This is a genomic window from Streptomyces sp. NPDC102259 (assembly GCF_044766465.1).
Taxonomy (GTDB): domain Bacteria; phylum Actinomycetota; class Actinomycetes; order Streptomycetales; family Streptomycetaceae; genus Streptomyces.
The window spans coordinates 116,690-128,100 of record NZ_JBIWMA010000025.1; the positions used below are offsets into that span (position 1 = coordinate 116,690).

At 71.3% G+C, this 11,411-nt stretch carries 9 protein-coding genes; 3 read left to right on the forward strand and 6 right to left on the reverse strand.

Annotation, left to right across the window (positions count from 1 at the left end; all coding sequences use genetic code 11):
* The first annotated feature begins 154 nt into the window (after positions 1 to 154).
* Both ACIRPU_RS36960 and ACIRPU_RS36965 read left to right on the forward strand, forming a co-directional pair.
* Positions 155 to 787 (forward strand): GNAT family N-acetyltransferase, encoded by a 633-nt coding sequence (locus ACIRPU_RS36960; protein ID WP_403875259.1) that lies wholly within the window; start codon positions 155 to 157, stop codon positions 785 to 787.
* Between the two features lie 206 nt (positions 788 to 993).
* A complete protein-coding gene (locus ACIRPU_RS36965; protein WP_355701702.1) occupies positions 994 to 2,193 on the forward strand; it encodes a DNA glycosylase AlkZ-like family protein in 1,200 nt (399 codons plus the stop codon).
* 144 nt (positions 2,194 to 2,337) lie between these two features.
* On the opposite strand, the gene ACIRPU_RS36970 is transcribed toward ACIRPU_RS36965, so the two are convergent.
* The 6 genes from ACIRPU_RS36970 to mtrA all read right to left on the reverse strand — a co-directional run bounded on the left by ACIRPU_RS36970 (position 2,338) and on the right by mtrA (position 10,293).
* A complete protein-coding gene (locus ACIRPU_RS36970) occupies positions 2,338 to 3,084 on the reverse strand; it encodes a response regulator (RefSeq protein WP_403875262.1) in 747 nt (248 codons plus the stop codon).
* Between the two features lie 205 nt (positions 3,085 to 3,289).
* Positions 3,290 to 3,982: a ribosome hibernation-promoting factor, HPF/YfiA family gene (gene hpf, locus ACIRPU_RS36975; protein WP_403875264.1), complete on the reverse strand. Its 693-nt coding sequence runs from the start codon at positions 3,980 to 3,982 to the stop codon at positions 3,290 to 3,292.
* Between the two features lie 313 nt (positions 3,983 to 4,295).
* Positions 4,296 to 5,240 (reverse strand): ComF family protein, encoded by a 945-nt coding sequence (locus tag ACIRPU_RS36980; RefSeq protein WP_403875266.1) that lies wholly within the window; start codon positions 5,238 to 5,240, stop codon positions 4,296 to 4,298.
* 359 nt (positions 5,241 to 5,599) lie between these two features.
* A complete protein-coding gene (locus ACIRPU_RS36985) occupies positions 5,600 to 7,435 on the reverse strand; it encodes an LpqB family beta-propeller domain-containing protein (protein WP_403875268.1) in 1,836 nt (611 codons plus the stop codon).
* Positions 7,425 to 9,602 (reverse strand): MtrAB system histidine kinase MtrB, encoded by a 2,178-nt coding sequence (gene mtrB, locus ACIRPU_RS36990; RefSeq protein WP_403875270.1) that lies wholly within the window; start codon positions 9,600 to 9,602, stop codon positions 7,425 to 7,427. The genes ACIRPU_RS36985 and mtrB overlap by 11 nt, the downstream gene beginning before the upstream one ends.
* Before the next feature lies 1 nt (position 9,603).
* Positions 9,604 to 10,293, reverse strand: coding sequence for a two-component system response regulator MtrA (gene mtrA, locus ACIRPU_RS36995; RefSeq protein ID WP_187281934.1), 690 nt, complete (start codon positions 10,291 to 10,293; stop codon positions 9,604 to 9,606).
* Between the two features lie 160 nt (positions 10,294 to 10,453).
* Here mtrA and ACIRPU_RS37000 point away from each other — a divergent pair, with 160 nt between their 5' ends.
* A complete protein-coding gene (locus ACIRPU_RS37000) occupies positions 10,454 to 11,320 on the forward strand; it encodes a GNAT family N-acetyltransferase (protein ID WP_403875272.1) in 867 nt (288 codons plus the stop codon).
* Positions 11,321 to 11,411: the final 91 nt, after the last annotated feature.

Genomic DNA, 11,411 nt, shown 5'->3' on the forward strand with positions numbered 1-11,411 from the left:
TGCGCACCTGCTCCAAAATCTTCTTCAAAGGGGACAACGGCCGGGCCCTTCCGATGGTGCCGCGCCCGCCGGACGAATTGCGCGAATTGTGATCACGCGCTCACGCACGGCAAAAAGATGGCGTCCACCGGGACACCCCGCGCAGAATCGGCCGATGGAGCCCGAGCCCGTCACCCTCACCACCCCCCGCCTCGTCCTGCGCCCCCTCGACCCGCGGGACACCGACGCCGTGTACACCGCCGCCCAGGACCCCGACATCCAGCGCTGGACCACGATCCCCTCCCCCTACCTCCCCGAGCACGCCCGAAGCTTCACCGAACTGCTCGCCCCGGAAGGCTGGGCGAGCGGCTCCATGTTCACCTTCGGCGTCTTCCTCCACGACGGAGCCCTCACCGGCGTCCTCAGCCTCACCATGCGCTCCCCGGGCACGGCCGAGATCGGCTTCTGGGCGGCCAAGGAACACCGCGGCAACGGCTACACCACCGAGGCCACCCTCACCGCAGCCCGCTGGGCCTTCGCCACCCTGCCCGTCGACCGCCTGGAATGGCGGGCCGAAATCGGAAACACCGCCTCCCGCGCGGTAGCCGAGAGCGCCGGCTTCACCCTGGAAGGCACCCTGCGCTCGGCCATCGCCAACAAGGGCGTACGACGCGACTGCTGGCTCGCCTCCCTCCTCCCGTCGGACCTGGGCCTGCCGTCGACGGCACCGTACGTCCCAGTACCTTCCAACCCGTTCAGAGGTACGACCAGCTCGTCCGGAGGCACGACCAGCCCGTCCGGCGCTTGAGGACGAGGCCCGTCCAGGGCCGGAGCGGGGGTCCGGGGCCGGCAGCCCCCGGGGACGGCAGCCCCCGGGGACGGAAAGGGAAGGGACGGAAAGGGAAGGAGCGGCGGGGGGCGAGAACCCCCAGGCGCGCCCACTCACGCCCACCCCCACCCCCCAAACCCCCAGCTCACCCCGCACTGTCAGTGCCACCCCCTATCGTGCGAGCCATGACGACCCCCCGCCCGGACACCGCCCTCTCGGCAGACGAAGCCCGCCGCATCGCCCTACGCGCGCAAGGCTTCCTCGGCACACCCGACCGCAAGGCCGGCGTCCGCGGCGTCCTCCGTCACCTCGGCGCGGTCCAGCTCGACACCATCTCGGTCCTGGCCCGCTCCCACGAGCTGATCCCCTACGCCCGCCTCGGAGCGGTGGGCCGTAAGACGATCGAGAACGCGTACTGGGAGCCCGTGTCCACGGACGCACCCCCGGCACGACCGCACGCCTTCGAGTACTGGTCCCACGCCGCCTGCATCCTCCCCATCGAGGAATGGCCCCACTTCGCCTTCCGCCGCCGCGCCTACCGGGCCCGCCCGCACTGGAACCACGCCCTCCCGGACGGCACGTACGAGCAGGTCGTCAAACAGCTCCGCACCGAAGGCCCCCTCACCGCGACCGAGTTGGGCGGAGCGAAGAAGACCAGCGAGTGGTGGGACTGGTCCGGCACCAAGGTCGCCGTGGAACGCGCGCTGATGTACGGCGAGGTGGTCTGCGTGGAGCGCCGCGGCTGGAAGCGTGTGTACGACCTCGCCGAGCGCGCCGTACCCGCCGACCTGCTGCACGACGAGCTGGACGACACCGAGTGCCTGCGCCGCCTCGTCCGCCTGGCGGGCCAGTCGCTCGGCGTGGGCACGCGCGCGGACATCGCCGACTACCACCGTCTCAAGGGCGACCAGGTCGACACCGTGATCGCCGACTCGGGCCTGGTCCCGGTCACCGTCGAAGGCTGGGGCAAGCCCGCCTGGGCCGACCCGGCGGCCCTGGAAACGCCCCCGCGCGGCCGCCACCGCACCACGCTCCTGTCCCCCTTCGACTCCCTGATCTGGGAACGGGCGCGCACCGAGCGGATCTTCGGCTTCACCCACCGCCTGGAGGCGTACGTCCCCAAGCCGAAGCGGATCCATGGTTACTTCGCGATGCCGGTCCTGGCCGGCGGCCGGCTCGTCGGCCGTGTGGACCCGGCCCGGGAGGGCCGCACCCTGATCGCCAGGCAGGTCACCCTGGACGGCCCGAAGGCGGTCCCGGCGGTGGCCCAGGCCCTGCTGGAGGCGGCGACCTGGGTGGACTGCACGGACGTACGCGTGGAGCGGGTGGACGCCCCGGACCTGCGCGAGCCCCTCGCCAGAGAGCTCACCCGCGCCTTGGCCTGACCCGCGTCCGAGCCGGACTGCGGCAAAAACCTAACCGGGAGCGGTGCGCGGCGAAACCGAGCCGGGACCGGGCTGCGTCAGGACCGAACCGACCCGAGCCGGGCCGCGTCAGGACCGAACCGGGCTCGGGCCCGGCTCGACGGCTCACCGGATCTCGAGGATCTTCTCCCGCATCGCGTACACGACCGCCTCCATCCTGGAGTGCAGCTGAAGCTTCTCCAGGATGTTGCGCACATGGTTCTTCACGGTGTTCTCGGAGATGAACAGCTCCTTGGCGATGTCACGGTTGTTCATCCCCGTGGCGACCAGCTTGAGCACCTCCAGCTCCCGGTCCGTCAGTCGCGGCGCGGGGACGAGGCGACGCTCGTCGGTCCGCTGGATCATCGACTTGAACTCGGTGAGCAGCTTCGACGCCATGGAGGGGCTGATCTGTGACTGCCCGTCGGCGACCGCGCGGATCGCGGTGGCGACCTCGTCCGTGGAGATCTCCTTGAGGAGATAGCCGGTCGCGCCGGCCTTGATCGCCTCGTAGAGGTCGGCCTCCTCGTCACTGATCGTCAGCATGATGATCTTCGCGCTGGGAGCCACCTCTTTGATGGAGGTGCACGCCTCGATACCGCCGCGCTTGGGCATCCGTACGTCCATCAGCACGATGTCCGGCAGCAGGTCGGCCGCCTTGTCCACGGCCTCGGCGCCGTCACCGGCCTCGCCTACGACCTGGATGTCCTCCTCGGCCGCGAGCACGATCTCCAGTCCGCGGCGGAACAGGGCGTGGTCGTCCACGACAAGGACTCTGATCGGCTCCTTGCGTGAGGTGCCCCCGTCCGGGCCCATGCCGACGACGCCGTCGTCGACATCGTCGTCCCGCATCGGTCCGAAGCTGTCCGCCATCGTTCCTCCCCCTGAAGGCTGTGGCCGTGGTCCTGTGCCGTCGCCAACCCAAGGCAGCGGCCCACCGGTTGAGCCGCCCCGGCCATGATTCCATGCCCGGACGACAACGCGGTGACAGAGCGGGCCCCAAGAGGTCGCACACGGGTGCCCCTGGGGGCGCACACAGCGCTCCAGGGGCACACCGCTCAGCTGTCACCGGGCAGCGTCAGCCGCCCAACGTGCCGCCCGCCTCGGGCGAATGCGCCTGGGCCACCATCGGGTCCGTGTCGAGGTAGATCACGCCGTAGTCGTAGGCGTGACGCCGGTAGACGACGCTGGGCTGCTTGGTCTCGGAGTCGACGAACAGATAGAAGTCGTGTCCGACCAGTTCCATCTCGTAGAGGGCCTGGTCGAGGGTCATCGGAGCGGCGACGTGGGTCTTCTCGCGCACCACGAGGGGGCCGTCGCCCTGCACCTCCAGCGAGCCGATCCGCTTGGTCGGCACACTGTCCGACTCACCGGCGGGGACGGGACGGCCGTTGCCGTTGAGCGTCGCCACACCCGGGACGTAGTCGGAAACCTCCGCCGCGGAGATCCTGCGGGCGCCGCGGCGCGTGTAACGCTTGTCGTGCTGCTTGCGCAGCTGGGCATCGAGCTTCTCCGCCGCCAGGTCGAGTGCCGCGTACGCGTCGCTGGCCGCCGCCTCCGCCCGGATCACAGGACCGCGGGAGCGGAGCGTGATCTCCACTCGGTCGCACCGGTCGGCCTGTCGGGGGTTGGGCTCCTTGGACACCTCCACGTCGAGGCTGATCACCTTGCCGTCGAGCTTCTGGATCTTCTCCAGGTTCAGCTTGTCGGCCACGTGCTTGCGGAACCGCTCGGGCACCTCGGTCTTGCGGCCCTTGACGACGATGTCCACGCAGAACTCCGTTCCCGGATCACTCCGCTTCGGTGCGGAGCGTCTCCCTTTTGCACCAGGCCCCGGTGAGCACCGGAACCTCGGACTTGGTGACTTCCACCTCCTCCTCCCCCATGGGCGAGATCTACACCCCAGGTGCTGCGGAAGATTACGAAAACCGCAGCACGGCATTCGGATATGAGAGGTGTGGCCTGCGGCTTTCCCTCACAACCGAACATATCTCGCCCGGACGGATGTCGTCACCCTCTACTGCGGCGTACCTCCGTTCAGGCGAATTGGCCCTCTCATTACCTGCAACGACGCAACTTCCCGCTCAGTTCCGGTTTATTTCGAAAGAGTCCGGCGACGCGGCGACCACGGCCGCGCAGAGCACGTCACCGGCTCCGCCCACGTCGTCCGGCGGTCTCAACGACACCCCGTCCGCGCCTCCCTCCTCCACTCCCGACAGCTTCTTACTGTCTTCCCGAGTGATACCCACGTACCCGGCCGTCGCCTCTTCACCACACAACGCACCCTTCGCCTCCTCCCCACACCGCCCACTCTCCCCCTGTCCCGCCCGCTTCGCCGCCGCAGCCACCCGAACCGCCCGCACAGACCGCACCGCTCGCGCGGCCTCCGCGAGCGAGGCGCCTGTCGTGACCACGTCGTCGACGAGAACCACCGGCCCCCCGCGCAGCACCCGCGCACCCCCGGGCGCCACCGTCAGCGCGCCCACCAGGTTGTCCAGCCGCTGTCTGGAGTCGAGCCCCGCCTGGTCGGCCACGGCCCGCCGCTGCCGCAACACCGCGGCCACCCGCGCCGGCACTCCCGCCCGCCGCAACTCACCGGCCGCCGCCAACGCGATCCGCCGCGCCGGATCATGCCCACGCGCCCGCACGGCGGCCCGGGTGGAGGGGACGGGAACGAGCAGGAGGTCTCCGAGGGGGTGGGGGCCCTCCCCCTCCCCCCACCCCACCTCCCCCACCCCCGCCCGCACAGCCCCCGCCAACGCCGCGCCCAACGGTCGCGCCAGTGTCAGCGCGCCGCGTTCCTTGTGGGCCAGCAGCGCCGCTCGTACCTCGTCCGCGTACCGGGCCGCCGCGTGCACGGCGGGCAGCCCGGGCGGTTCCGGCACCGGGCGGACCCGGAACGGCGCGGCCCCGCTCAGCGCCGTACGGCACTGCGGGCAGAGCACCGTACGCGCACTTCCGCAGCCCCCGCACTCGGCGGGCAGCACCAAGCCGGCGAGCTCCTGCCACCACCTGCGAACGCCTTCCACGTGCACTACTGTGCCGATCCGGGAAGCGGCCCGCCACCCCTGTGGAAAACCGCCCGGAGCGCCCTGTGGAAAACTCTCGGGAAGGCGGACAGGGGCAGGCCGAAGGCGATCGGAACACCAAAAGGAGCAGGCGAAAAGCAGCCCCGGAGAAACCCCGGGCCAAAGGAGTCCGAGATGTTCCCCCCGAACCCCTGACCCACTCCGACCCCCCGAGTTACACACCCCGACCCGCCACGCACCCCGGCACCCCTTCCCCCGGGCACCCGGTCGGAAGGGTCACCGCGAGGGAAGGGCCACCCGAAGGAAGGGCCCCCGGGGGGAAGGGCCACCTAGGGGGAAGGGTCACCCCGGCCCAAAGGTCACCCCGGGTAGAACGTGACCGAGGCGGTTTCCTTCAGCGTCCGCCAGCCGCTTCCGCCGGGCAGCCACAGCAGCCCGTCCTTGGAGGTCGCGAAGAGCGGGATGTCGCTGTCCTCGGAGGCGGCGATGCTCGTGACCTCCGTGAGGCCGGGGAGTGTTCCCGCCTCGGGGACCGAGCCGTCGCACTGCACGTACTGCACCTGCTGCACGCCGCCGGCCTCGCGACCGACGACGACGAGCCGACTGTCCCCGGCCCACGACATGGCCGTGACCTGTTCCAACTCCGGTGTCGCGGGGCGCAGTTCCTGGATCGACACGGACGGCTGCTCGCCGGTGCCCGGGCTTCGTTCGATCCGCCCGATGAGCAGGGACTGCTTGCCGCCCTTGTCGACGATGAGCGCGATCCGCACCCCGTCGGCGGCCAACCGTACGGCGTTGATACGGCCGTCGAGTCCCGGCGTGAGCACCTCCAGCGGCTGGCCGCCGCCCTTCTCCAGCAGGAGCAGCCGAGGCGCGGCGGGGTCGCGGTCGGCGACCCACAGGTCGCCCTGGGCGTCCCAGCTGGGGGTGGTGAGCCGGTCGGTCTCGGTCTTGCCCTTGCTCTGCAGTACGGGGTCGCCGATGGAACTGCCGGAGACGGTGGAGGTGACGTAGAGCGTCTTGCCGTCGAGGGCGACTCCGGCGGCGCTGTGTTCGTCGCGGGCCACGGCCACCGAGCGCAGTGCCTTGGTGCCGTCGCCGAGCGCTCCGGGCACGGGGTCGGCCTTGGTGTCGCCGCTGCCGCTCGTCATCCGTACGAGGCGGTGCTGGCCGTCGATGAAGTACAGGTAGCCGGGGTTGGCCTCGGAGCCGCGTGCGGCGACGGCCCCGGCCCGCTCCTCGCTGAGGGAGCACAGCTGGGTGCCGCCCGCGCGGAGCGCGATCTCGTCGACGGCGGGGGTCAGGCTGCGGAGGGAGAACAGCAGCTGGGCCGCCATCTCGTCGCACTTGCCCTGCCCGATGTGGGCGGCCTTGTCGTTCAGCGGGACGGTGAGCTTGTTCTGGTCGTCGAGGGTCAGTGAGGTGACGCCCTTGGGCAGGGCGGTTCCGGTGGGGAAGCTGGATCGGACGACGGGGCGGAGCCAGCTGGTGGGTCCGGTGAGCACGGAGCGCACCATCTGCGTCATCGGGTCGACGCGTTCACGGACGTAGACGGGGTCGGCGACGGCCATGGGCTGCCGGGAGCCGTCGGCCGTGGTGTTGGAGGCGAAGTAGTACTTGTTGACGGACACGTAGTTGCGCTGGAAGTCCGACTTGCCCATGACGACGCCCTGGGGGAGGGCGTCGATGCGCCACTGCCCGTTCTTCTTGTCGCGGCTGAGGTGGACCACCTGGCCGTAGTTGCCGGAGGCGGGCGCGTAGGACTGCTGGGCGTCGACGGTGGCGACCCGTGTGCCGGTCAGGATGTACGAGTAGTCGTCGCCGTCGTCCCTGGTCCCGGTGGGCCCGGCATCGGTCGCCGGCCCGTCCGTGAGGACCGTCGTGGACTGTTCGGGCTCCCATTTCTGGGCGGCTCTGTCGGTCAGGTACTGCCGGGCCGTCGCGTAGCCCGGGTCGTCGCTGGTGAGCGCTTCGAGGAAGCCCTGGACGATCTCCAGGGGCTGTGCGTCGTCCCGGGGTGGCATCGCGAACACCCGTACCTGGGTGTCCTGGCGCGGTGTGGACTCGACGCCGCGCAGATCCCCGTTGTCGGGCATCGAGGCGCACCCGGCCAGCAGGACGACGCCGCAGGTGGCGTACGCCACCGCGCGCCCCGGCGTGCGCCGGGTTCCCCCCTCGCGCCACTCAGCGCCCACGAAATGCCTCCCCTTGCTCGTTCGAGCCCTCCGCCCCGGCTCTCTGCCGGTCCGAAGTCCCCCTCAGTGCCGTCTCACGCGTGTCGCGCGCGTCACCCGTGCCGGCCGGCCCCGCCTGCGCGGGATTCTCGCCGCGCGCTTCCCCACCTGTCCCACCCGTCCCACCTGCCCCCGCGGCCCGGGACTCGTCCTCCCCGCGTCCGCCGCCGCCCGGGGCGGGCCGCGGCACCACGCGCGCGCCGTTGCCGGGCAACGCCGTCGGGTCGGCCGTGGGGGTCGTGGCGCCCATCCGGGGCGTGAGCGAACTCCGGCCGGCCGACAGCTGCTCGCCGGCGGGCTGCACCGGCACCGTCGCGCTCTTCTGGCCGCCGCCGCGCGGCAGACCGGCGTCGTCGAGGTCTCCCCGGTTACGGCGGGAGTCCTTGGGCTCGAGCGGTATCGGCGAGCCCCGCAGCGGCTCGTCGGCCGTCCTGGGCAGCGTCAGCCGGAACTGCGAGCCGCCGCCGGGCTCTCCCCAGGCCTGGAGCCAGCCGCCGTGCAGTCGTGCGTCCTCCAAGGCGATGGACAGCCCCAGACCGGTGCCGCCGGTGGTACGCGCGCGTGCCGGGTCGGCGCGCCAGAAGCGGCTGAAGACGCGGGTGGCCTCGCCGGGCTTGAGGCCGACGCCGTAGTCGCGCACGGCTATCGCGACGGCCCCGCCCGCGGCGGCCAGCTTGACGATGACGTCCTTGCCCTCGCCGTGTTCCACGGCGTTGACCACCAGGTTCCGCAGCACCCGCTCCACCCGCCGGGCGTCGGCCTCGGCGACGACGGGCTGCTGGTCGCCGATGACGCGTACGGCCGTCCCCTTGCGCTCGGCGAGCGGCGCGGCCCCGCTGACGACCCGCCGGACGACCTCCCTGAGGTCGATCGGCTCGGCCTCGAGGGCGGCGGCGCCGGCGTCGAAGCGGCTGATCTCCAGCAGGTCCGCGAGCAGTGTCTCGAACCGGTCGAGCTGGTCGGCGAGCAGTTCGGCGGACCGCGCGGTGATGGGGTCGAAGTCGACGCGGGCGTCGTGGATGACGTCGGCGGCCATGCGGACGGTCGTCAGCGGCGTACGCAGTTCGTGCGAGACGTCGGACACGAACCGTCGCTGCATCCGTGACAGGTCCTCCAGTTGCTGGATTTTCAGCTGGAGGTTCTGGGCCATCTTGTTGAAGGCCTCGCCGAGGCGTGCGATGTCGTCCTCGCCGGTGACCTTCATACGTTCCTGGAGGCGCCCGGCGGACAGCCGCTCGGCGATCCCGGCGGCCATCCGCACCGGTGTGACGACCTGCCGCACCACGAGCCAGGCGATGGCCCCGAGGAGTACGACGACGAACAGCCCGGCGGTCGCCAGCGTCCCCTTGACCAGGCTCAGCGACTTCTCCTCCTGCGTGAGCGGGAAGAGGTAGTACAGCTCGTACGGATCGCCGTTGGGGTCGTTGACCTGCTTGCCGATGACCAGGGCCGGCTGGGAGTCCTTGTCGTTGAGGTAGATGATGCGGGAGTAGCTCTGGGCCGCGCCGGTGCTGCTGTAGACCTGCTCGCGCAGTTTCTCCGGGACGCTCTTGTCGGGGTCGACGAAGCCGGAGGCGCGCGGCCCGCGGGCGACGCCGCTGACGTCGCCGGGGGGCAGGGTGACCACGTCGAAGGCGCCCTGGCCGCCGCTGGACAGCGACAGCACGAGCTCGCTCATCCATTCGATGACGTTCTGCGAGGCGCCGCCGTCGGCCGGGGTCCCGTCGCCGGCGCCCGCGCCGGCGGCCTCGTCGGCCTTCTGCTTGGCCACGGCGAATCCGCCGGTGGCCTGACTCTGGGACGCCTTCACCTTGGCGTCCAGCAGCCCGTTGCGCACCTGCCCGATGACGACGAAGCCCAGCAGCAGGACGACGCCCAGCGACATCAGCAGTGTCGTGGCGACGACCTTGAGCTGAATGTTGCGCCGCCACAGCCGCATGACGGGCAGCAGCGGCCGGCGCACCCAGCGCAGCAGCAGTCTCAGGACGGGGCTGCCCTGCACCCCGCCCTGCAGCAGTCCCCCTTCGAGGAGGCGTGCGAAGCGTGAACCCGGCGTCCTACGGCCGACAGGCCGCTCCGGACGGGCCCCGGAACGACCGGGGGCCGAAGCGGCACTGTCCCCGGGCATGTCAGCTCGGTCCTGCCTTGTATCCGACGCCACGGACGGTCACCACGATCTCCGGCCGCTCGGGGTCCTTCTCGACCTTGGAGCGCAGCCGCTGTACGTGCACGTTCACCAGGCGGGTGTCGGCGGCGTGCCGGTAGCCCCACACCTGCTCGAGGAGCACCTCGCGGGTGAACACCTGCCAGGGCTTGCGCGCCAGCGCGACCAGCAGGTCGAACTCCAGCGGCGTCAGCGCGATCGACTGACCTTCCCGCTTCACGGAGTGACCGGCCACGTCGATGACGAGGTCGCCTATGGCGAGCTGCTCGGGCGCAGGCTCCTCGGACCTCCGCAGCCGCGCCCGGATCCGGGCGACCAGCTCCTTCGGCTTGAACGGCTTCACGATGTAGTCGTCGGCGCCGGACTCCAGACCGACGACGACGTCGACGGTGTCGCTCTTCGCCGTGAGCATCACGATCGGCACGCCGGATTCCGCCCTGATCAGGCGGCACACCTCGATGCCGTCCCGGCCGGGCAGCATCAGGTCCAGCAGCACCAGGTCGGGTTTCGCCTCCCGGAAAGCGGCCAGCGCCTTGTCACCGTCGGCTACGAAAGACGGCTCAAAACCTTCACCACGCAGCACAATGCCGAGCATCTCGGCCAGTGCGGTGTCGTCGTCGACGACAAGGACTCGTCCCTTCATAAACGACATCATCCCATTCTCATAACGGTGAAGGACACGCAGGTGAGAAGGCTCACCGGCCAGTGACGATAGTCGTACGGGGCGGTCACTGTCTGCCCCCGCCCTCCGCCGCCGGTGTGGGCAGCGGTCCCAGCGGGAAATCTCGGTGCGGTCGAAGCCCTCCGATGGTGGGATGCGCCGCATGAGCGATCCGTTGCGCGACCGCATCGAGCGGTACTACGCCACCGTGCCCCTTCTGTTCGCCGACGCCGAGGACTTCGGCCCCTTGTGCCTGTTCGTACGGAAGGAACCCGGCGCCCCGTACTACGGCGGCCCGAGCCACGCCCGGCCCACCGGCGCGGCCCCGGTGAGCGCCGCCGACATCGCCCGGGTGCGTGCCCGGCAGCGCGAGCTCGGGGTGCCGCAGGCGTTCGAATGGCTGGCCGAGTCGGCCCCCGCGCTGCGTGCCCGGATCGAGGCCGCCGGCCTTCCGGTGCTGCGCCGCCCGCTGATGGTGCTGCCGCCCCACCACCCGCTGCCCCCGCAGCCCCTGCCGGACGGCGTGACGCTGCGGGCGCTGACCGCGGACGACCCCGCCCTGCCCGCGACACTCGCCGTCCCGCACCTGGCCTTCGCCGAGGAGCCCCGCGCCGGGGAGCGCGGCCCCGCGACGGGCCCGTCGGACCGTGCGGAGCTGTCGAGGCGGTCCGAGGCGCTGACCGGGGACGGCACGGTGGCCGCGGTCCGCTCCACGATCCGCGCCGGCCACAAGGTCCTCGTCGCCGCCCTCGCCCCGGACGGCACACCCCTGGCCACCGGCCACTACCACCCGGCGAACGCCACCACGGAGATCGGCGGCGTCGGCACCCTCCCCTCCGCCCGCCGCCAGGGACTGGCCGCCGCCGTGACAGCGGCCCTGGTCGCCCACGCCCGCGCCCACGGCGTCGAGACGGTCTTCCTCGCCTACGCGCAGGAGACCGTCGCCCGCATCTACGCCCGCCTCGGCTTCCGCCCCGCGGGCACGACCCTCCTGATCGCCGACCAGCCCGCACGCTCCTAGGAGTTGTCTTCAAATGTCACGCCCACATCAGGAGCGATGCGAGGGTGACGGCTGCCTGGTAGGACTCGGCGGTCTTGTCGTAGCGGGTGGC

Bases quoted from the DNA above. Each gene is read 5' to 3' on its own strand.
- ACIRPU_RS36960 (WP_403875259.1), top strand. From the start codon at position 155: ATGGAGCCCGAGCCCGTCACCCTCACCACCCCCCGCCTCGTCCTGCGC.
- ACIRPU_RS36965 (WP_355701702.1), top strand. From the start codon at position 994: ATGACGACCCCCCGCCCGGACACCGCCCTCTCGGCAGACGAAGCCCGC.
- ACIRPU_RS36970 (WP_403875262.1), bottom strand. From the start codon at position 3,084: ATGGCGGACAGCTTCGGACCGATGCGGGACGACGATGTCGACGACGGC.
- mtrB (WP_403875270.1), bottom strand. From the start codon at position 9,602: ATGCCCGGGGACAGTGCCGCTTCGGCCCCCGGTCGTTCCGGGGCCCGT.
- mtrA (WP_187281934.1), bottom strand. From the start codon at position 10,293: ATGATGTCGTTTATGAAGGGACGAGTCCTTGTCGTCGACGACGACACC.
- ACIRPU_RS37000 (WP_403875272.1), top strand. From the start codon at position 10,454: ATGCGCCGCATGAGCGATCCGTTGCGCGACCGCATCGAGCGGTACTAC.